The sequence below is a fragment of the Bacillus songklensis genome (genome assembly GCF_042649685.1).
Lineage (GTDB): Bacteria > Bacillota > Bacilli > Bacillales > Bacillaceae_H > Bacillus_BA > Bacillus_BA songklensis.
This window is the reverse complement of the sequence record NZ_JBHRZT010000072.1, coordinates 689,461-709,567: the sequence shown is the minus strand read 5'-3', so window position 1 is coordinate 709,567 and position 20,107 is coordinate 689,461. Positions and strand designations below refer to the sequence as shown.

Annotated in this window: 21 protein-coding genes and 1 pseudogene; 16 read left to right on the top strand and 6 right to left on the bottom strand. The window is 41.8% G+C overall.

The window, feature by feature from the left end; all coding sequences use genetic code 11:
* Positions 1-57 precede the first annotated feature (57 nt).
* On the top strand, positions 58-909 hold the full coding sequence (locus ACFOU2_RS22565; protein ID WP_377918527.1) for a metallophosphoesterase: 852 nt from the start codon (positions 58-60) through the stop codon (positions 907-909).
* Between the two features lie 115 nt (positions 910-1,024).
* Here ACFOU2_RS22565 and ACFOU2_RS22560 read toward each other — a convergent pair whose 3' ends face one another.
* Entirely contained in the window at positions 1,025-1,585 is a 561-nt protein-coding gene (locus ACFOU2_RS22560) for a YkoP family protein (protein ID WP_377918526.1), read from the bottom strand.
* 385 nt (positions 1,586-1,970) lie between these two features.
* Between ACFOU2_RS22560 and ACFOU2_RS22555 the strand changes: the two genes are divergently transcribed.
* From ACFOU2_RS22555 to ACFOU2_RS22540, 4 genes are all read left to right on the top strand, one after another.
* The gene (locus ACFOU2_RS22555) at positions 1,971-2,726 is read left to right on the top strand and encodes an endonuclease/exonuclease/phosphatase family protein (protein WP_377918525.1); all 756 of its coding nucleotides are present in this window, start codon (positions 1,971-1,973) and stop codon (positions 2,724-2,726) included.
* Between the two features lie 632 nt (positions 2,727-3,358).
* Complete coding sequence (locus ACFOU2_RS22550) at positions 3,359-4,057, top strand: polysaccharide deacetylase family protein (RefSeq protein ID WP_377918524.1); 699 nt, start codon at positions 3,359-3,361, stop codon at positions 4,055-4,057.
* A 20-nt stretch (positions 4,058-4,077) separates the two neighbouring features.
* On the top strand, positions 4,078-4,653 hold the full coding sequence (locus ACFOU2_RS22545; RefSeq protein WP_377918523.1) for a DedA family protein: 576 nt from the start codon (positions 4,078-4,080) through the stop codon (positions 4,651-4,653).
* A 33-nt stretch (positions 4,654-4,686) separates the two neighbouring features.
* Positions 4,687-5,805 carry an MGDG synthase family glycosyltransferase gene (locus tag ACFOU2_RS22540; RefSeq protein ID WP_377918522.1) on the top strand — a complete coding sequence of 373 codons (1,119 nt, stop codon included), beginning with the start codon at positions 4,687-4,689 and terminating at the stop codon, positions 5,803-5,805.
* A gap of 83 nt (positions 5,806-5,888) precedes the next feature.
* On the opposite strand, the gene ACFOU2_RS22535 is transcribed toward ACFOU2_RS22540, so the two are convergent.
* A complete protein-coding gene (locus ACFOU2_RS22535; protein WP_377918521.1) occupies positions 5,889-6,566 on the bottom strand; it encodes a BMQ_0737 family morphogenetic spore coat protein in 678 nt (225 codons plus the stop codon).
* Positions 6,567-7,096: 530 nt separating this feature from the next.
* Between ACFOU2_RS22535 and ACFOU2_RS22530 the strand changes: the two genes are divergently transcribed.
* The 7 genes from ACFOU2_RS22530 to ACFOU2_RS22500 are packed head-to-tail and all read left to right on the top strand — an operon-like array spanning position 7,097 to position 12,061.
* Positions 7,097-7,399, top strand: coding sequence for an urease subunit gamma (locus tag ACFOU2_RS22530; RefSeq protein ID WP_377918520.1), 303 nt, complete (start codon positions 7,097-7,099; stop codon positions 7,397-7,399).
* Positions 7,400-7,417: 18 nt separating this feature from the next.
* Positions 7,418-7,741 (top strand): urease subunit beta, encoded by a 324-nt coding sequence (locus tag ACFOU2_RS22525; RefSeq protein ID WP_377918519.1) that lies wholly within the window; start codon positions 7,418-7,420, stop codon positions 7,739-7,741.
* Positions 7,738-9,447 carry an urease subunit alpha gene (ureC, locus tag ACFOU2_RS22520; protein WP_377918518.1) on the top strand — a complete coding sequence of 570 codons (1,710 nt, stop codon included), beginning with the start codon at positions 7,738-7,740 and terminating at the stop codon, positions 9,445-9,447. Before ACFOU2_RS22525 ends, ureC begins: the two co-directional genes overlap by 4 nt.
* Positions 9,448-9,458: 11 nt before the next feature.
* Positions 9,459-9,905 (top strand): urease accessory protein UreE, encoded by a 447-nt coding sequence (ureE, locus tag ACFOU2_RS22515; RefSeq protein WP_377918517.1) that lies wholly within the window; start codon positions 9,459-9,461, stop codon positions 9,903-9,905.
* A complete protein-coding gene (locus tag ACFOU2_RS22510; RefSeq protein WP_377918516.1) occupies positions 9,898-10,584 on the top strand; it encodes an urease accessory protein UreF in 687 nt (228 codons plus the stop codon). Before ureE ends, ACFOU2_RS22510 begins: the two co-directional genes overlap by 8 nt.
* A gap of 29 nt (positions 10,585-10,613) precedes the next feature.
* Positions 10,614-11,249, top strand: coding sequence for an urease accessory protein UreG (ureG, locus tag ACFOU2_RS22505; RefSeq protein ID WP_377918515.1), 636 nt, complete (start codon positions 10,614-10,616; stop codon positions 11,247-11,249).
* A complete protein-coding gene (locus tag ACFOU2_RS22500) occupies positions 11,246-12,061 on the top strand; it encodes an urease accessory protein UreD (RefSeq protein ID WP_377918514.1) in 816 nt (271 codons plus the stop codon). Before ureG ends, ACFOU2_RS22500 begins: the two co-directional genes overlap by 4 nt.
* Positions 12,062-12,167: 106 nt before the next feature.
* On the opposite strand, the gene ACFOU2_RS22495 is transcribed toward ACFOU2_RS22500, so the two are convergent.
* Positions 12,168-12,350, bottom strand: a complete 183-nt coding sequence (locus ACFOU2_RS22495; RefSeq protein WP_377918513.1) for an H-type small acid-soluble spore protein — start codon at positions 12,348-12,350, stop codon at positions 12,168-12,170.
* A gap of 122 nt (positions 12,351-12,472) precedes the next feature.
* On the bottom strand, positions 12,473-13,117 hold the full coding sequence (locus ACFOU2_RS22490; RefSeq protein WP_377918512.1) for a HoxN/HupN/NixA family nickel/cobalt transporter: 645 nt from the start codon (positions 13,115-13,117) through the stop codon (positions 12,473-12,475).
* A gap of 343 nt (positions 13,118-13,460) precedes the next feature.
* Here ACFOU2_RS22490 and ACFOU2_RS22485 point away from each other — a divergent pair, with 343 nt between their 5' ends.
* Positions 13,461-14,264, top strand: a complete 804-nt coding sequence (locus ACFOU2_RS22485; RefSeq protein WP_377918511.1) for a lipid II flippase Amj family protein — start codon at positions 13,461-13,463, stop codon at positions 14,262-14,264.
* A 144-nt stretch (positions 14,265-14,408) separates the two neighbouring features.
* Entirely contained in the window at positions 14,409-15,023 is a 615-nt protein-coding gene (gene wrbA / locus ACFOU2_RS22480) for an NAD(P)H:quinone oxidoreductase (protein WP_377918510.1), read from the top strand.
* 115 nt (positions 15,024-15,138) lie between these two features.
* Here wrbA and ACFOU2_RS22475 read toward each other — a convergent pair.
* Both ACFOU2_RS22475 and ACFOU2_RS22470 read right to left on the bottom strand, forming a co-directional pair.
* Positions 15,139-16,295: pseudogene (locus tag ACFOU2_RS22475) on the bottom strand (transposase).
* A gap of 278 nt (positions 16,296-16,573) precedes the next feature.
* A complete protein-coding gene (locus ACFOU2_RS22470) occupies positions 16,574-16,855 on the bottom strand; it encodes a hypothetical protein (RefSeq protein WP_377918509.1) in 282 nt (93 codons plus the stop codon).
* A 629-nt stretch (positions 16,856-17,484) separates the two neighbouring features.
* Here ACFOU2_RS22470 and ACFOU2_RS22465 point away from each other — a divergent pair.
* Positions 17,485-18,948 carry a phytoene desaturase family protein gene (locus ACFOU2_RS22465; RefSeq protein WP_377918508.1) on the top strand — a complete coding sequence of 488 codons (1,464 nt, stop codon included), beginning with the start codon at positions 17,485-17,487 and terminating at the stop codon, positions 18,946-18,948.
* Between the two features lie 170 nt (positions 18,949-19,118).
* Positions 19,119-19,844: a hypothetical protein gene (locus ACFOU2_RS22460; protein WP_377918507.1), complete on the top strand. Its 726-nt coding sequence runs from the start codon at positions 19,119-19,121 to the stop codon at positions 19,842-19,844.
* Positions 19,845-20,107 lie beyond the last annotated feature (263 nt).

Below are 20,107 nucleotides of genomic sequence, written 5' to 3'. Positions count from 1 at the left end.
TACATGAAGAATAAAAGGATTTTTCATGTATAATTTTTATAGAAGGAGGGGTTACGGTTGAATATTTTATTTTTTTCTAGTATCTTCATTATTCTTTTCTTTCTATTCAAAAAAGCTTATACAAACACGAAAGATATAGTAATCAATAGAGTTCGCATCAATCAAAACGAAACGCGGGAACATGATCCGGTTCTCAATATTCTACACCTTTCCGATATGCATCTGGAAAACATCTCAATTTCCCCGCGTCAGCTGTACGAGAAGTTAAAAGGTGAATCAATCGACTTGATCGCACTAACTGGAGATTTCCTCGATCGAAAACGTACGATACCCAAGCTTATTCCTTATTTGGAAGTATTAACTGAATTGAATGCACAACATGGTGTGTATGCTGTCTTTGGCAACCATGACTATGTATTGCGCGGAAAAAACTTTCAAAAGTTAAAGGATACACTTGAAGCGTACGGATGCAAGGTCATGCAAAATGAAAACCATGCCATCTATGTTCAGGATAGGCTTGTAAATATTATTGGCATTGATGACTTTAGTACGGAACACAGTAATTTAAAGGCTTCCTATACGGGAATTAAGCAAGGAACGAATTTAGTGTTGACCCATGATCCCAATATTGTCCTTCATATGGAAGGATATCATTTTGATTACTTGCTGGCAGGTCACTTCCATGGCGGGCAAATTTGCTATCCAAAAGCTTATCATCTTGTAAAAATGGGCAAACTGGCAAGAATGAACATTGTAAAGGGCCTTCATATGCAGGATGGAAAACCTTTTTATATTAGTGAAGGGCTTGGTCAAACGGGAGTCAATATTCGGATTGGAAGCCGGCCGGAAATCACTTTGCACCAATTATCCATTTCATCAGCTGAACAAGAAGTGTTACCTGCAATATAGGATAGGAGAGCTGTTAACGTAATCGTTTAACAGCTTTTTTGCCTACTGATTGTCCCGTTAAAAATGGGTAAGGCGGGAAACCAGACGCATTGAAAAACAGTGACCAATTGCGCTTTTATACTTTGTACATACTCGATAATTTTGCCTTTGACATAAATAAATAGCTTGGCCCCGATTGCTTTAAGACATTTTTTAAAGAGGGACTCGTGGTGGATAACATATTGATGGGCAATAAACTTGTCCATTTATACCATTTGTACAAAGGATTAGAAATGGGAACAATCTCAAAACCAAGTCGATCGGCCCCTCTGTCCAACATGGTAATGCCGATTATGCCTTTGATTTCATCGGATTTATCATGTTTTTGAATATAAGACACAAGGCTCGGCAAAGATTTTCTGATCGATTGATAAATGAATCGACCTCTTTTTATATCGCTTTTAATATGCTGCATTTTATTTAATAAATGGACATTATGCAGATGGATTTTCACTAAAATATCGTTTTTATTGATCTGTGTACCATCGGAAAGGATCGCGTCTTTCCCCTTGTAACGAGTGAGTCTGACGCGTAAAATATTTTCCTCAGGGATTTCGTTATAAATATATGTTAAACGGGTAAGGCTGTAATATATTGGATCAAATAAATTCCAGGCAACCAATAAATAACTTCTCATATTCCTTTCACTATCCTTTCACTATCCTTTCATTTCCCTTAGGAGTTTTCGGCAAGATTATTTTGTATTTTTTTCGGGAAAATATTTTGGGAAACTCAGGCTGTTTTACCAAGGAAGAATAAAGAATATCTCCTTACCTTATTGCATAGGCCAACAGCAAAAAAGGAAATATAAAAACGCCGGCCAAACTAGATGGTTCGCTTTTAACGGGTACATATCATCACAAACTTCCCGGATTAGTGCGGGTTAATGATAAAGAAAAACGACCCATCAATGATGGAAGCCATTGAAGAGAACCGATGAAGCCGGGTCTTCTAAGGTCAATTAAAGATATACTTTATTATGTAAATAACCTTACTAAATGGAGTTTAGAGGAGATGGTATTTTGCAATTCAAGGTCATGACCTACAATATTCACCATGGCAAGGGCATGGATAAACAAGTGGACTTGAATCGAATTGCCGAAGTGATTGAAAAAAGCGGCGCGGATATCATCGGTCTTAACGAGGTTGATAAATATTTTTCCAAGCGGAGTTACGATGAAGACCAGGTCGGCTGGCTTGCAAAAAAACTAAACATGCATCAAGCTTTCAGTCCATCACTTTCTTTAAAGCCTAAACATTCAACGACAGTACGGCAGTATGGAAATGCTCTTTTGTCCCGCTATCCGATTATCACAAAAAAGAGCTATCCGTTTGATTTTATATATGGTCTAATCGAAGGAAGGTCATTGCTTGAAGCTACCATTCAAGTGAATGAACAGCCTCTTCAAATATACGTGACCCATCTAAGTCTTCATCCCTTTCTTCATAAAAAGCAAACAGACTTTATTGTAAACCAGCTTCATAAGTGCTCCGGTCCTGCTATTGTCATGGGGGATTGGAATATGAAGCCGAGATCGAGAGGGTGGAAAAAAATGACCGATGGGCTTCAAGATGTTTGGCAGATTGCGGGAAAGGGGGGAGGATTCACTTATCCGTCGCTTCGGCCAAGAAGGAGATTGGACTACATATTTGTCAGCCGCAATTTCCAGGTGATGGCAGCAGAAGTTGTGACAAAGATGCCAAAAGGCTCTGACCATCTGCCTTTAAAAGCAACACTATCATACAAATTTCCTGTTGAGAAAGTCCCTCATCATTAGGCATGCAAGGAACTTAAGGTTGAACAGGGCATGTCATCGCGGCCATTGAATCGTCATCATAAAGGAAACTTCCATCAGTGGGGTTTACTGCCTGTTAATGCGGGGTAAAAAGCAAACGCAGCTCTTTTTATTAAGAGCTGCGTTTGTTTTGTGCCTGCCATGTTTTGAACAGACAGATTGAGGCTGAAAAGGGGTGTAACAACTTTCCCGCTCATATGGTTTTATAGGCAGGCAAATCCAAAAGAGAAAAAAAGGGTTCGTTGGACTAGCCATCTTTTCTTTTCTCCGTTAAGATATTGTTTATGGTAACTATATAAATCCACATAAATCATTTGACGTGTATAAAAAACATCCACGCAAATCATTTACGCATAAGCGGCCGCCAATCTCCCTTACGGGTTCTTGTCAGCCGCTTATACGAAGACCTTTGTAAGCTCGTTCAAGATGAAAAAACAGAAAGATGCGAATAGAGCAAAAATAGATAATAGGTGTTAAAAATTTAACGTAGATTCATATATTTGCATCTTTTATGTTTCTTTCTGGGCGTTATTTAAAAAAAGCCGGAAATTATCTTTGAAAATATGAAAGTACAGCAAAAAGTTTAAGAGCAAAAAAGTGGTGAATTTTTTACAATGGAATGGATGTTTAGTTTAATTGGATTATTTTCGATTTATAGTATTATCCCTACCATTTTAATTCGTTCTTTTTCATACAGAATTGTAAAGAGAAAACCAAAGGACAAGCAGTTCGCACTCACGTTTGACGATGGTCCCCATCCTGTTTATACATCTCGACTGTTGGATTTGTTAAAGGAATTTGATATGAAAGCAACATTTTTTGTTGTCACGACAAATGCCAGACGTCATCCTGAAATCATTCAAAGAATGAGGGATGAGGGACATGAAATCGGTGTCCATCATGACGAGCATATTAGTACCTGGGTGATGACTCCGTTTCAGGTGGGGAAGCAGCTGCGTCGGTCGAGGGAAGCCATCATTGAGTTAACGGGAGATACTCCTGTTTATTACCGGCCTCCTTGGGGGCATTTTAATATTAGTACTCTTTTTGTGGTAAAACCTTTTCAAGTTGTGATGTGGTCTGACATTTTTCAGGATTGGAAATTAAGTATGGGAAAAAACCGGTTAGCAAGAAACATGAGAAGTCGTTTAAGTGACGGCGCCATTTTTGTCTTACATGATAATGGAGATACATTCGGAGCGGACCAAGAAGCGCCTGAGATGATGCTTGAAGCACTAGAACAATTCCTTCCTTATGTAAAAGAGAGAGGGTACAAAAGTGTAACTGTTCGTACGCTGCTTCAAGACACATAAGAAATGTGTTGGAGGAATTTATGGACTTACAGTTTATTTCAGATTATATTCGCCTATTTGGACCAATCGTTATATTTGTGATCCTGTTTTGCGGAATTGTCGGAATTCCAGCCCCTGAAGAATCGTTTCTCCTTCTGCTCGGTGTCCTTATTTCTAAGAACCAATTATCACTGGACCGGAGTTTATTAAATGCGTTTTTGGGTACGAGTGTAGGGATGGTTGTCGCTTATGTTGCAGGATATTTCATTGGGGCACCTTTTTTATATAAATACGGAAAATATATTGGCTTTAACGAAGAAAAGTTGAGAAAAGCAGAAAAAGGGTTCAGCAAGTACGGAAAATGGACCATTTTATTTGGTTTTTTCATTCCAGGGCTTCGTCAGTTATCACCTTATCTTGCGGGAATCAGCCACTATACGTTTTGGCTTTTTCTGATCCTGTCCGTGTCGGGAAGTGCCATTTGGACATGTACGTTTCTTTTTCTCGGCTATTATGTCGGTGGATCGATTGATGTGTTTTATTTTCCACTCGTTTTTGGCGGGGGATTTGTTTTGTATGTGATTTGGCGTAAATTCGGTAAAAGAGTGACAGCATGATCAGGAGATAGAGTCGTTTAGGGGGAGTTGTGGTTGAAGAAGATTTTGTTTATGCCATTATTTCAAATGCCTTCCGGCCATCATAAGGCGGCAGATGCGTTGATGGCGAACATTCAGCAAGTTTATCCGAGTGTGGATTGTAAAAAAATCGATTTTTTAAGCTATTGGAATGAACCGATTGAACGAATGATATCATCTTTTTACTTGAAATGGATTCGTTTATTCCCAAGGCATTATGAGTCGTTTTACCGTCAGCATATGTATCATTCTCATCCTCTGTCAAAAAATCGCCAAAAGGACAGGCACTGGTTATTTGATCAAAAGTTAATGCGGCTGCTTGAAGAAGAAAAACCAGACCTGGTTGTTTGCACGCATTGCTTCCCATCCAAGCTCCTCAGTGCTTTGAAACGCAGGAATGTTATTAAAATACCGGTCATCAATGTCTATACAGATTTTTTCATCAATGATGTATGGGGAATAAAGGATGTTGACTTCCATTTTGTTCCGGATAAAGAAGCGAAAGAATATTTAATGAGTAGATGGGGAATCGGGGAAAAGCAAATTTTTGTAACTGGTATCCCTGTCCACCCCGGTTTTTATCGTTCCCAAACAGCACGAAAACAGGACAAACCCGTTATTTTGGTTGCGGGAGGAAACGGCGGACTTGGAAATGTAACGCATTATTTGAAACAAGTGAGTTTCCATTCATCTTATCAATTCAACGTGTTATGCGGAAATAATCAAAGATTGTACGAAGAGCTTTTATCATGGAAAAATCCATGCATCAAGCCGCTGCCATATATCTCAGATCGCAATCAAATGAATGAGCTGTATAATCAAGCGGATGCGATCGTCACAAAAGCCGGGGGGATTACACTAAGCGAAGCTTTGATCAAACGGCTGCCGATATTCATCCACACTGCCTTACCGGGACAGGAACAAATCAATGTTGAGTATTTAACGAAAAAACAGCTTATTATTCCATTACAGTTCGATGTCCCGTTTGAAGAACAACTGAAAAGCTTGCTGCAGAATGATATGGAACGAAATCGTATGAACAAACGGATTGAACGATATGTGGAGGAGAGGGAGCATATTCTAGAGGAATTAATTCGTTTTAATCCTTCATCCTCGTTGGCTTTAGAGCCATAAAGATTTAAATCTCAAGGTCCCGTATCCCGAATAAATATAAATGGTCAAAAAAAAACGCCTTCATCTTTTATGATGAGGGCGTTTCAGCTATTGGGGAAAATGAAACATGATTCAGGAGGCGCGGGGTCCGGGCAGAGAAGGTTCTCGACGGACTCGCTTCGCGGTTTACAGGTAATGCCCATTATTTCGACTTTGACATCCGCTTGGGCCACAATATGTTGGCATAAAAGGATGATGATCACTACTTCAATGGTAGAGGAGCATTTATCAGGAGGAGGGATGATATGGGCTTTGCAATCTGTTTCTAATAGTTCACAATCGACGTCGATTCCGGGAGGAGCGTATAAAAGTAGCGTTTCAACTTCGGAAAACGGCAACGTACGCTGGAGGCATACTTGTTCTTTTTGATTCAACAATTGGACGGTCACGAATCCTTGTTTTAAGAGATCCACTCGTTGCAGCGTCACGGCGTTTCCTTTCGGAGTCCATGTTTGGATATCGGTTCTATCTTTTGGTGAAGTCAATTCACTACATTCAATTGTATCGTGGTGGGATGGAGAAACGGAATGGCCATGACGATCAGATAGAAAGCAATTTACTTTTTTTATGTCTTGGAAAGAGCAGTCATCTGAATGATTTTCAGATTCGAAGCGGATTTGGATTTTTTCCCTTAGCTTAATTGACGTTGTACGATTCACCCAATCAAAAATCTTGGGAATTCGCAGGCAATGGGGGGACATCCCTTTTGGCGGCACCTTCATACTGGCATACGCTCCCCTCTAAACTGATCTACCCTCAATTTATGCGGCGCCCAGAAAAAGGTGCCTGGAAACCGTACTTAAAATAGTATGTTCTTATTTTAATGAGCATTCTTCACGCGATAAAGAAGCTGTCTTATCAAAACAATAAATGGCTCTAACTTATAATTGTTAACGCTTCCATTAATAAAAATGGATGAAATTTACTCAAAAAACCTTGATTTTATCAGAAAATTTAATATAATTTAACTATCATCTAATGTTAGAATACTTAACATGTAATGTTAATGTTCATGACAGATGGGGGTCGGATGACAAAATAAAAAAAGCTTCCCATGGCAGCGAGAAGCTTTTGTAGAACAGGCATAAATGGTCAGCATGCATATGCCTGATTCTGATTATATCACACCTAATTGGAATCTGATAAGGGGTGTTGAAACGGGAAACATATTCTCGAAACAATTTTAACGGCAGGTGAGATTCAACACCATCTAGTCGTATAGACTAAGAGAATAAAAGAAAGGAAGAAAAATATGAGGTTAACAGCACGGGAGCAAGAGAAGCTCATGGTTGTCATCGCGGCAGATTTGGCCCGCCGCCGTCAGCAAAGGGGGCTCAAACTGAATTACCCTGAAGCTGTCGCCATTATTACATATGAGGTGATGGAAGGGGCAAGAGACGGAAGAAGTGTGGCGGAGCTGATGCAATACGGAGCGACCATTTTATCAGCAGAAGATGTGATGGAAGGGGTAGCGGATATGATTCATGATATTCAAGTAGAAGCCACCTTTCCGGATGGAACGAAGCTTGTGACCGTTCATGAGCCGATTCGTTGAAAATGGGAGGGGAAACAGATGAAGCCGGGAGAGTTTATACTACGGTCAGATGGCATCCTTTGTAATCACGGCAAAGAAGTCGTGAAACTAACCGTCTTGAACCGGGGAGATCGTCCCATACAAGTAGGTTCACATTTTCATTTTTTCGAAGCGAACTCCGCGCTCGAATTTATACGCGAAAAATCATTCGGGATGCATTTGGACATTCCCGCAGGTACGGCGGTTCGATTTGAGCCTGGGGATGCAAAAGAAATACAGTTGGTGCCATTTTCAGGAGAGCGGTTTGTGTACGGATTAAATAACGCAACGAATGGACCGCTTGATAAGGGGGAGAAATCATGAGTTTTTGCATGTCCCGGAAACAATATGCCGATATGTTCGGTCCGACAACAGGTGATGCCGTCCGTCTTGCCGATACGGACCTTTTTATCGAAATCGAACGAGACTTCACGACATATGGCGATGAAGTGAAATTCGGAGGCGGGAAAGTCATCCGTGACGGTATGGGTCAGCATCCGCTTGCAACAAGAGAAGCGGTGATGGATCTCGTTTTGACGAATGCCATCATTGTCGATTATGCCGGCATTTATAAAGCCGATATCGGGGTAAAAGACGGACTGATCGCGGCAATCGGCAAAGCGGGCAACCCGTTGTTAATGGATGGAGTGAATATGGTGATCGGAGCGGCAACCGAGATTATTGCTGCAGAAGGAATGATCATCACCGCAGGCGGAATCGATGCCCATATCCATTTTATATGTCCCCAGCAAATCGAAACGGCGCTGTCATCCGGCATTACGACGATGATTGGCGGCGGGACCGGCCCTGCCACGGGTACGAATGCGACAACATGTACGCCGGGTGAGTGGAACATCCATCGCATGTTGGAGGCGGGAGAGTCTTTTCCGATGAATCTCGGATTTTTAGGGAAAGGAAATGCATCCGCCAAAGAACCGCTCATTGAGCAAATTGAGGCCGGGGCCATCGGTTTGAAACTGCATGAGGATTGGGGAACGACGGCGGCGGCAATCGATACATGCTTAACGGTTGCGGACGAATACGATATCCAGGTCGCGATGCATACCGACACATTAAATGAGGGAGGATTTGTCGAGAATACGATCAAAGCGATCGATGGGCGGGTTATCCACACGTATCATACAGAAGGGGCAGGAGGAGGGCACGCTCCGGATATCATAAAGGCTGCGAGTTTTCCTAACATCTTGCCTTCTTCTACAAATCCTACCCGCCCGTATACGATCAATACACTGGAAGAACATTTAGATATGTTGATGGTTTGCCACCATCTTGACCCCTCCGTCCCTGAGGACATTGCCTTTGCGGATTCCCGCATTCGAAAAGAAACGATTGCGGCAGAAGACATCCTGCACGATCTTGGCGTTTTTAGTATGATCAGTTCAGATTCACAGGCAATGGGCCGTGTCGGAGAGGTTCTATCACGAACATGGCAAACCGCTGACAAAATGAAAAAACAGCGGGGAAAATTAGATCAAGATACAGGAGTGGGGGATAATTTCCGCGTAAAGCGCTATATCGCCAAATACACAATCAATCCGGCTGTTGCACACGGAATTTCCGACTATGTCGGCTCGATAGCAGTAGGGAAACTGGCTGATTTAGTCGTCTGGAATCCGGCTTTTTTCGGAGTGAAGCCAGACCTTGTGCTGAAGGGGGGAATGATTGCCCACAGTATCATGGGTGATCCGAACGCGTCCATTCCTACTCCTCAGCCTGTCTTATATCGGCCGATGTTTGCAAGTTTCGGGTCAGCCGTTCACAAAACGTCGATTACATTTTTATCTAAAGCCGCATATGAAAAGGGAGTTCATCATCAGCTCGGTTTAAAGAAAATCATCAAAATCGTGTCCAATATAAGACATTTAACGAAACAGGATATGGAACTAAACGGAGAAACACCGGAAATCCAGGTCGATCCGCAAACTTATGAAGTAAAAGTTGATGGTCAGCTTGTAACATGTGAACCGGCAGAAACATTGCCGATGGCACAACGATATTTTTTATTTTGAGGTGATGGAAGATGATTATTGAAAAGGTGATAGGAAATATCGCTGCGATGGAAAAGAAAGCTCCTCATATTGAACGGGTATATATGGAAAGCGATGCACTGCTCAAGCGGATCCAGCGGGTTACAACCGACCACGGAAAGGAAATCGGCATACGCCTAAAAGAAAATAGAGAGCTGCTGGATGGAGATATTCTATACATGGATGAGCGGAATATGATCGTCATTCAAGTATTGGAGGACGACATCATCACGATTTGTCCCACCTCCATCCAGCAAATGGGGGAAATTGCCCACCAACTAGGAAACCGCCATCTTCCTGCGCAGTTCGAAGAAAATGAAATGCTTGTGCAATATGACTATTTAGTCGAGGAATTACTTCAGCAGCTGGACATCCCGTACAAAAGGGAGAAGCGAAAGGTAAAGCAAGCGTTCCGGCATATCGGTCACAGCCATGATTGATTCACTGTTGCCTTTGCTGCAGTTATGCGATTCAAATTTTCCATCAGGTGCTTTTTCCCATTCATTCGGGATGGAGACTTACATCCAAGAAGGAGTCATCACAGATGTACACTCCTTTCAAAAAATGCTCGACATCTATATCGGGCATCAATTAGTGTATACGGACGGCCTTGGATGCCGACTTGCATATCAGTATCTGGAAGGAAATCTTCCCGCTCAAGTATGGGAGTTGGATGAACAGTTATTTGTTCTAAGTTTAGCCCGTGAAACAAGGGAAGGAACAAAAAGGATAGGAGAACAAATGACAAGGTTATGTGCTGCTCTTTATTCTTCACCAACGTTAGCCGTATATGGACAAAGAATTCGAGAAAAAAAGAACTTTGGACACCCGGCCATTGTCTTTGCGATGATTTGTCGCCAGTTGGAGATTGGGATGCAAGAAGCAATTGCGGGCTGCCTTTATGCTTCTGTTTCATCCTTAATCCAAAACGCGGTTCGGGGCGTTCCGCTCGGTCAAACGGATGGACAGCGCCTTCTCTTATATAGCCAAACACAGATAAAGGAAGTTTTGCCGGGCATTCTGCGGTTAGAAGCTGAGGAATTGGGCAGGTCGCTTCCGGGGATGGAAATCGCTCAAATGCGGCATGAACAATTGGGCGTTCGTTTGTTCATGTCTTAAAAAAGAAAGGAGGGAGCTTTCGTTGCTTCATGACGAAAGCGGATCACATGAAAGAACCTATTCGTATCGGGATTGGAGGACCGGTTGGTGCCGGAAAAACGATGCTTGTCGAAAAACTGACGAGAGCGATGCAGGAAGAATTCAGTATGGCAGTCGTGACGAATGATATCTACACGAAAGAGGATGCACTATTTTTAATGAAAAACGGAATTCTGCCCCAAGATCGTATCATTGGGGTTGAAACGGGAGGATGCCCTCATACGGCAATCCGTGAAGATGCATCCATGAACTTTGCGGCCATCGATGAATTAAAAGAGCGTCATCCTGATTTAGACCTTATCTTTGTCGAAAGCGGAGGGGATAACCTGGCTGCTACATTCAGCCCGGAGCTTGTGGATTTTTCCATTTATATCATCGATGTGGCCCAAGGAGAAAAAATCCCCCGTAAAGGCGGCCAAGGCATGATTAAATCGGATTTGTTCGTCATCAACAAGATTGACTTGGCACCATATGTCGGTGCCAACCTTGAAGTCATGGAGCGCGATACAATTGCGACGAGAGGCAAAAGGCCATTCATTTTCACGAATTTAAAAGACGAAACAGGATTAAAAGAAGTGGTAGATTGGATTAAAACAGAAGCACTGCTTGAAGGATTGGAAAAATGAGTTTAACGGGAACGTTAATCCTTCGGGCAAAAGCAAAACATGACCGAACCATTCTATCCGATTGCTATTATGATGGTGCCTTAAAGATGTCGCGTCCTGTTTATTTAGAAGATGGACATCCGATATTTTATCTTATTCATGTTGGCGGAGGATATGTAGGCGGAGATTTATACAACACACGCATTGTTCTCGATGAAAAAGCGGAAATATCTCTTACTACCCAATCCGCAACTAAAATATATAAAACAACGAAAGAGCCGGCCAGACAGGAAACAGAGATTAGATTAAAACGAGATAGTTTTTTGTCATTGGTTCAAGACCCGCTCATCCTCTACCAGGACAGTCAATTTGTTCAAACGACAACTGTTTATCTGGAACAAGGGGCTTCTTTTCTTATGACGGATATACTGACACCGGGCTGGGCAGAGAGCGGTGAGTTGTTTACATATGATTGGATTCGTTCAAAACTGGCCATGTATTATGAGGGACGGCTCGTTTTGTTGGATCATCTCTATTTAAAACCGGCAGAACAAATCGAGTCGATGATGATGATGGAAGGGTATACGCATTTCGGTTCTATGCTTTTTGTCCATGAAGAGACAACGGAGACTTTTATAAATCAAATTCAAGAATTGTTGGATGGATATGATGAAGAAGCGAGAATCGGTATTTCAACTTTAGCAATCAAGGGATTTATACTGCGAGTGCTTGCCCGCCATACTCAGGTGATCGAGGAGATTTTTACGCGTTGTGAAACATACATTCGCGAAAAAGCACTTCAGAAAAGGGCTGTTTGCTATCGGAAATACTGACCCAAAATCCAACGCTCCCTTCAGTAAAAATAAAGGGGTGTTGGATTTTGGCTTCTATAAAAGCTCAACAGCTTTTCTCAAGGACGAAAAAACATGCTTTATGTATCTAAACGGACTCATGCAAACTGTTTAACGGTACGGTCTTTTCGAGTTCAGGATGCTGCTTTTCGTATATACGGGCCGTTTCATTGTTTTCATCCACATTTTGGATCATAACGGGCCGGCCAAGATAAGTCACGTTTATTGTATCAGCAGACTCAAGAATTTCTTTTGCGCGTCTTGCGTTCATAACTATATTCCTCCTTTTTGGTTCCATTTTAGATTGTCTCAAGCGGTAAGTTTTATTCAAAATGATCAGCCCAAAAAAGAACAGCTTGCTAAGACAAATCTTTTGTTCCGACAAGCTGTCGATTACCGAAACCAGATGGAAAAAAGGCCTTCATTTACACCCAGGTTGTACATGTAATAAACACCGAATAAGGTACTCACGGCACCAGCGAGCTGAGTGAAAGAACGGTTAATGATTTTGTTGTCTTTCGTTGTCACAAAAGGAATTCCGAGTACGGTCGTAAAGGCAAGCATCCCCATGCATGTGCCGATGCCGAAAATGAAAATGTAGACAGCTCCTTGCCATGCTTGTTCCACCGAACTCATGGTGAGCAAAACCATTGCTGCACTTCCGGCAAGACCATGAACAAAGCCGATCATCATTGATTTTAGGTAGGAGGAACGCCCGCGTTTACTGTGAACGTGAGAATGCTTCCAGGAAAAGATCGCAGACATTCCCAAATATACGAGCATAATCCCGACTAAAAACTCGAGGGACATGGCCCAACCCTCTGGAATTTCATCTTTCAAAATAATCAGCACCATTCCTACAATGAAAAGGGTCATTGTATGTCCGATTCCCCAAAATACGCCAGCTAACGACGAACGCCAAAGTTTTTTGCTTTGGCTGGCAATCGTCGAAACGGCAATAACATGGTCCGGTTCAATCGCGTGTTTGATTCCGAGCACGAATCCTACAGCCAATACAGATAGTAAACTTGCTTCCATTTCTGTCACACCCTTTAACGTTTTAATTATGTAATAGTATAAAGCGTGAAAGGATAAATGGGAATAAAATTAATAGAAAATTCATATTTTTAAAAAGGATAATCATAGAGTAAGATATTGGGATAATTCTTGAAAATTGCGACAATTGGAAGGGGGATTTTGTTGAATATAAAGCTTGCTCTTGCTTCTAGTTCCAGCTATGAATGGGTAGCGGGAAACCTGGATAAGGAGATGTCGTTCACGGAATTATTTTCCTTGATCAAAACAAAAGTTTCGGTTTAAACAGAAAGACAGCTCGTTGAGTTGTCTTTCTCTCTATGCGCAAAGAGAGGAGAATACCATAGTGGCTGAGAAATTGTTGGTAATTTGTATATTCACGCTGATTATTCATATGATTGATACATTGTCATATTCCGTTCGGATTGCGGGTGTTCGGACGGGAAAACTTGCGGTGGCGTTATCTCTTTTCAGTATCATAGTCATTTTCTCCAGGACAGCCAATATGGTGCAGGCCCCATTAACCGGAGGATTGGTGGATGCGGCGAAAAAAACGGGGAATCTCCTTGTTTTAAACGAGCAATTTCAATGGATTCTTGCTTCTGCTTCAGTTGGGACTTTGCTGGGAGCATTTTTCATTCCAACTTTTATTTCATTATTTTCTCGCTCCATTTCTCATCTGGAGGCAGCAGGATCTGTCCCGAAAATGATGAGAAATATTGCAACCGTCCATCACCTTCATTATTCTGCGAAACATGTGCGCATACCCAGACGCAGGATGTTGGCACAGCTAAGAATCGGATGGGTTCCAAAACGATTGTTTCTATTGAATATTTTTGCGACGATGATTTATACGGTTGGCGTTTTGGCGACATTGTATGCATCGTTACTAAATCCGGAATACAGCTCGATCGCTCTTATGTCTTCCGGGCTTATTAACGGAATTGCAACGATTATTCTCGTTGTCTTTGTTGACCCGCAAGTCGCTTTATTAACAGAGCAGGTGATGAAAGGGACCCGAGGGAATGCCGCTTTAAATAAAACGGTTGGTGTGCTCGTATTGGCGCGGTTTTTAGGGACAATCGGTGCTCAGTTTTTACTAATACCGGCTGCTTATTATATTGCCTGGTTCAGTCAGTTTTTTGCGTAAGAAAAGAAACGTTGAATAGAGTGAATGAAAAAGGGAAGAGAGTACGGTACGGAAAGCTCCCCAAGGATAGGTTTAATGATTTTTTATTGTGGTAAAGGCTCTATAGCTTCATATAAAAATATCATTCAGAAGGAGAGAAGCGAGATGTTAAACGTTAAGTTAGCAGTTATTTATTACAGCTCAACCGGAACGAACTATAAACTTGCGCAAATGGCGGCAAAAGGAGGGAAAGCATCGGGAGCCGAAGTGAAAATTTTAAAGACTGCTGAAACAGCCCCGGAATCTGCCATTGATTCCAATCCGGCATGGAAGGATCACTTAGAACAAACCGCTTCTGTGCCAACAGTTGCATTAGAGGACTTGGAATGGGCGGATGCCATTATTTTTAGCGTACCTACACGCTATGGAAGTGTACCGGCTCAAATGAAGCAATTTTTGGATACAACGGGAGGTCTATGGTCAAAAGGCAAGCTTGCCAATAAAGTTGTAAGTGCGATGAGTTCAGCAAGCAATCCCCATGGTGGACAAGAACAGACCATTTTATCTTTATATGCGACCATGTATCATTGGGGAGCCATCATTGCAGCGCCGGGCTATACAGATGAGTCTGTTTTCGGGGCAGGGGGCAATCCATATGGGACAAGTGTAACTGTGGACCAGGAAGGAAATATGAAAGAAGACGTAGAAGAAGCAGTCATGTATCAAGCAAAGCGCACGGTACAGATTGCCCGGTGCATCAAAGGAGGAATCCGTCATTAGGAAGCTGGGTCAAAAGGTCGTTAATCAACGACTTTTTTGACCCAGCTTTTCTTTCTATTGCGATATTTTGGTTATGATTGGATAAAGGAGGTTTATTTGAGGATATTCTCTTCTCTTACCCTGCTACTTTTTGCTCTCTATTCGTTTTCGTTGCCCATTTTTTTGAATTGTGGGCAACACAAATAAGACCCCATTCCACCGTATTTTTGGAAAGGCCTCTTACTTGAAATCGGTTGTATGCCCGATTGTGTTTGATTTGTCCAAAGACAGGCTCCACTTCGATTTTTCGCTTCCTATACTTTTGGGCGCCTTCTTCCGATGCAAGCCGTTCGCGTACCTCTTTTCGCTGCCTTTGATTTTCCATGGAAACTTGAATACTTTTGGTCTCCTTGTCTTTGGCGCAGGCAGCTTGAAAAGGACAACCCGGACATTCTGTACAAAGGTACGTTCTTTTGATGGTTTCATAACCGTTATCCGTTTTCCTTCGGCTTTCATATTGAAAAATCAACCGTTTGTCGTTGGCGCAAATCCATTCATCCAGCTCTTCATCGTACATCATATTCTCCAAACGACCGACTTGTTCTTTCCAGCTTTCGTTTGTTCCTTATCCAACGTATTGTATTTGACATACGCCTTGATTTTTTCCGTTTCGCAATACGCGTAGTTTTCTTCACTTCCGTATCCTGAATCGGCCGTCAATGCCTTCGGTTTGGGACGATGGTACTGTTTTAATAGGTTCAAGTGAGGAATCGGGCAATTCGTATCTCCAGCCTTTTGGTGAAGACTGAATCCTGTGATGAACTGGTCCTCGGTTCCGATTTGCACATTGTAGCCAGGCTTAAGCTGCCCGTTTTTCATGTGATCATCCTTCATGCCTTCCAGCTTCACCATCCCTTCCTGATGAAGTAAATCAACGATGGAGAAAAAGGTTTCATAGATGATATCTTTCATCCGCTCGGAACGGAAACGGTTGATGGTGCGGAAATTGGGCTTTTGATGGCCAGCCAACCACATAAAATAGATGTTTTCTTCTAACTGTTCAGCTATTTTTCGGGAGGAATAGATTCCCTTGATGTAGGCATAAACAATGATTTTTAACATCAGTTTGGGGTGAAAGGAAGGGCGGCCGCCTCCAGGATACTGTGACAGAAACAGATTCATGTCCATCTGTTCGATCGCATGGTCGACTACTCGGCAGACGTGGTGTGGGGGGATGAAAACTTCTACATCTAATGGAAGAATGAGTTGATTTGTGTTATACTGTTGAAACATAAGAATCGCTCCTGTTGATTTATTGTTTGTTGTGGTGACTACAGTATATCAAAAATGGGCGGTTCTTTTTATTTTGTACATAAAAAACAGGGGTGTCCCGAAAAGGTTAGCGCCGTGCGCTACCTTTTGGGACACCCTCTTCGATACGTCTCGGGTATCTTAAATCGGCTTGTTTATTCACAAGGTGGTTTTATTATTTTATAAGGCTATGTAATACCATATCTTCTAAATCATACAGTAAATCTTCATGTTTATTAATTTTTCCGATGTGAAGCACTCTAGGCCTTGTTCATTTCCCCAAAAAGGTCCAAAAATACCGCGATGACAATATTGACTAAACTCGCTATATTGATCGCGGTGCTGATGAAGCTCACACTAAGTCCCTCTATCTCTTTTAGTACGAATATACCGGTCAAAATGCCGCCAAAAGAAAGGACAAACACGAAAATGGCTGGAATATATTTCAAAGAAGGTCTCTGTTTATATCGTTTATAAAGCAACACGGTAAAAATGAACATGGCGCTAAAGCAAACGATTGCCGCCAATGTAAATTCATTCATGTACGATCACCTCAAGTTTGCTCCTGTTTCATGGAATGTCAAGTCAATGGAAAGTGTTTTCTAACTTTTCAAGAAGATCACAGCCTTGGTGTCGGCCGGGCTTTTTTAGTTAATAAGAAAGGACAAGCTGAGTTTTCAAATTGTCCAGCTGCACGAGCCAGCTCCTACGGTCATTTCCCTCCTTCCTACAGAAGCAAAAAGCGCTTCTTTGTCAGGAGTTCCAATGCCCTATGGAGGAGAGCCATGGATGGCGAAGGTTACAGCGTTGCTCACAGGACGTGAGCGTTTTTAGCTGTAACTTGGCTCGTTCCGCTTTTCTTTATGTAGTGTACCACGCATATGTAAATTTAAGGTAAATATGATAAAGGCAATGATAAAAACACATTAAATTTATGTTTAAAAGAAGAGAACATTTATAATAAAGCTCATTGAAAAGGTAAAAGGGATATAAGACGATTAGTGAATGGTTTACGTGATGGAAGGGGAAAATGAAAAAAAATATGACATGTCACATGTCGGTTGCTTTATCTATGGCACGAACATGCGAGTTTGGAAGGATTCGCGAAAAATGATTCCATGGCGGCAAGTGTAATGAGAATGGGGTATGAGTGGAAAGGAAGACGATACGAATGAAGCATGTCCTGATTGTTGGTGGAGGCCTTGGAGGCCTTGCCGCTGGTATAAAGCTGCAGGCAAACGGATATCAAGTGACTATTTTTGAGCAAAATGGTCACTTTGGCGGCAAGATGATGCCCGTTCAGCTTGGAGACTATTCGTTTGATTTCGGTCCGAATACGATTACGATGCCTTATGTGTTTCAAAAAGTGCTAAAGGAGGCAGGGGAAAATCCGGACAATCACCTTGAATTCGTCCATATTGAAAAGCATACCCATAATCTTTTCCCGGACGGAACGTCATTTTACATGACGACAAATCGAAACGAGATGGTGGAGCAATTCGAGCAACTCGATCCCCATGCAGAAATCAGCTATTATGATTATCTAGAAGAAGTGAAACTGCTGTATGAAACAGCGGAGAACCATTTTTTCCATCGTACGTTTTCTTCTTGGACCGACTATTTAGACTCTAAATTGTTTCGGGCTTTATGGTCTGTTCGGCCGTTTGAAACGATCGACCATTTTCACCGCCAATTTTTCCGAAACGATTATATTCGCAATGCATTTAATCGCTATGCCACTTATGTCGGATCTTCCCCTTTTACATCCCCCGCAGCATTTGCCTTAATCGGCCATCTTGAAATGGGGGAAGGTGTCTACTATGTCAAAGGGGGCAATACAAAAATCGTAAAGGCGTTTGAGGATACGCTGCGAACACTTGGAGCAAGTTTACATTTGAAGACAAAAGTAAACAAAATCATTGTACAAGAGAAACAAGTAAGGGGGGTTGAATTGGAAAACGGGGAGATCATCACCGGAGATATCGTCGTTGTTAACGGCGATTTGCTGACCGCTTATCCTGAACTGGTAGAAGAAGCACACAGACCTCATTTTAAAAATAAAAAGGCAAAAAGCTATGAGCCATCTATTTCTGCATTTGTCATTATGGCCGGGTTAAAGAACCGAAATCCGAATTTGATTCACCATCAAGTGTACTTTGCGGAAGATTACCAGGCTGAATTTCATGAGTTGCTCCAGGAGAAAAGGATGCCGGGCGATCCGACCATATGCGTTTGCAATTCCTCGTACATAGATCAAGATGCAGCGCCGGGTGACAATTTGTTCATTCTTGTCCATGCGCCTGCTGTAACGGATGAGGATTCTTACGATAAAGAAGAGTATAAGCATCTTATTTACGATAAACTAAAACGGTACGGCTTGGATATTCCATCCCAGCTTGTGGTTGAAAAAGTGGTCCAACCATCTGATATAGCCTCTACGTTTTCGGGATATAAAGGGACTTTGTACGGCATCAGTTCCAATCGAAAACTTGATAGTTTTCTGCGTCCAAGCAATGTATCGAAAGATGTCGCGAACTTATATTTTGCCGGAGGTACGGCCCATCCGAGAGGAGGGTCCCCAATGGTCGTTATCAGCGGGATGAATGTCGCGGATAAAATCATTCATCATTCATAGAAGGAAAGAAGGTCGACAGAAAAGAATGCTTTCATCAACCTTCTTCTTTTTCTTTTAAGGATCAGCATTTATAATGGTAAAAAAGACCTTTGACAAATCTTCAGTTGTTTCGCTAGTATAAGAAAATGTTCGTGCTTTTTTAATTTCATCAAAGGTGGATTACATCATTTATGATTTGGTTTACATTTTTATTATTGTTCGTCATCATCATTCGCCCATATTTCGAAAGTGTTTCCATTCCAAGAATTGTGACAGAACGTAAACGAATTCGCTTTTACAGAGAGCAGATCGTTTTTTATTGTTTCAACCTTTTTTTGTTTGCCGTGATCTTAACGTTTTATGAAATTCCTCTTTCATTTGTCGGATGGAACGGTGCTTTTTTAGAAACGGTTAACGAGTCTCCTTATTTTCCTAAAGTGATCAGCTATTTAGTTCTGCTGGGCTACGTTCTATACCTTCTTTTATGCATCGCCCTTCAATGGATGAGAGACAGCGGAGAAAAGGTATTTGAAGAAGATGAACTGCCTCCTTCGATTGAAGTGACATTGCCTCAAAAAAAGAGAGAATATCCATGGTGGATTGGATATTCAGTCATTTCTTCTCTTACAGAAGCTATCGTGTATATTCCTTTATTTATATATTATGTTCAACAATTGCTGCGCGTGGAAAATGCCTATTTGATGGTATTATGGACAGCGGTTTTATATTTCATGAGCCATTTAGGTTTTCAAAAGGATCGACTGAGCATTCAAACGCTTTTAGTCGGTGCCTTTTTGGCGGCTCTTTATATGGTGACCAATTCGATCGTCCCGTTGCTCCTGTTCTATGGGATGAGCTTTATCATTTCAGATATGTATCAAGAATCGCAGCGCAACAGGAAAAGGCCCTCGCCATAAGCAGGGGCCTTTTCTTTGTATTGAAAGGGGGTTTGCAGGGTACATAAAGTTAGACGGATAAATTGGATAAAAGTTTCAAAAAATTAATAGATAATGAATGATGAAATGTATCCGTAGAATAAGAGGATTCAATCTCCGCCCGTAACGTCATCGCTAGTGTCGATACTTGGTTAAAATATGCGGCCGCTGTCGGTTTATTAAAAGAAGAGAATGAAGTTTCTTGTTGTGATAGTGATGCATGATGATGCTAAGAGCTTTTACAC

What these genes read in the sequence shown, in the direction of transcription:
- ACFOU2_RS22495 (WP_377918513.1), bottom strand. Translation starts at nt 12,350, where the DNA reads ATGAACGCAAGACGCGCAAAAGAAATTCTTGAGTCTGCTGATACAATA.
- ACFOU2_RS22525 (WP_377918519.1), top strand. Translation starts at nt 7,418, where the DNA reads ATGAAGCCGGGAGAGTTTATACTACGGTCAGATGGCATCCTTTGTAAT.
- ACFOU2_RS22465 (WP_377918508.1), top strand. Translation starts at nt 17,485, where the DNA reads ATGAAGCATGTCCTGATTGTTGGTGGAGGCCTTGGAGGCCTTGCCGCT.
- ACFOU2_RS22490 (WP_377918512.1), bottom strand. Translation starts at nt 13,117, where the DNA reads ATGGAAGCAAGTTTACTATCTGTATTGGCTGTAGGATTCGTGCTCGGA.
- ACFOU2_RS22545 (WP_377918523.1), top strand. Translation starts at nt 4,078, where the DNA reads ATGGACTTACAGTTTATTTCAGATTATATTCGCCTATTTGGACCAATC.
- ACFOU2_RS22550 (WP_377918524.1), top strand. Translation starts at nt 3,359, where the DNA reads ATGGAATGGATGTTTAGTTTAATTGGATTATTTTCGATTTATAGTATT.
- ACFOU2_RS22530 (WP_377918520.1), top strand. Translation starts at nt 7,097, where the DNA reads ATGAGGTTAACAGCACGGGAGCAAGAGAAGCTCATGGTTGTCATCGCG.
- ACFOU2_RS22510 (WP_377918516.1), top strand. Translation starts at nt 9,898, where the DNA reads ATGATTGATTCACTGTTGCCTTTGCTGCAGTTATGCGATTCAAATTTT.
- ureG (WP_377918515.1), top strand. Translation starts at nt 10,614, where the DNA reads ATGACGAAAGCGGATCACATGAAAGAACCTATTCGTATCGGGATTGGA.
- ACFOU2_RS22470 (WP_377918509.1), bottom strand. Translation starts at nt 16,855, where the DNA reads ATGAATGAATTTACATTGGCGGCAATCGTTTGCTTTAGCGCCATGTTC.
- ACFOU2_RS22500 (WP_377918514.1), top strand. Translation starts at nt 11,246, where the DNA reads ATGAGTTTAACGGGAACGTTAATCCTTCGGGCAAAAGCAAAACATGAC.
- ACFOU2_RS22535 (WP_377918521.1), bottom strand. Translation starts at nt 6,566, where the DNA reads ATGAAGGTGCCGCCAAAAGGGATGTCCCCCCATTGCCTGCGAATTCCC.
- ureC (WP_377918518.1), top strand. Translation starts at nt 7,738, where the DNA reads ATGAGTTTTTGCATGTCCCGGAAACAATATGCCGATATGTTCGGTCCG.
- ACFOU2_RS22560 (WP_377918526.1), bottom strand. Translation starts at nt 1,585, where the DNA reads ATGAGAAGTTATTTATTGGTTGCCTGGAATTTATTTGATCCAATATAT.
- ACFOU2_RS22460 (WP_377918507.1), top strand. Translation starts at nt 19,119, where the DNA reads ATGATTTGGTTTACATTTTTATTATTGTTCGTCATCATCATTCGCCCA.
- wrbA (WP_377918510.1), top strand. Translation starts at nt 14,409, where the DNA reads ATGTTAAACGTTAAGTTAGCAGTTATTTATTACAGCTCAACCGGAACG.
- ureE (WP_377918517.1), top strand. Translation starts at nt 9,459, where the DNA reads ATGATTATTGAAAAGGTGATAGGAAATATCGCTGCGATGGAAAAGAAA.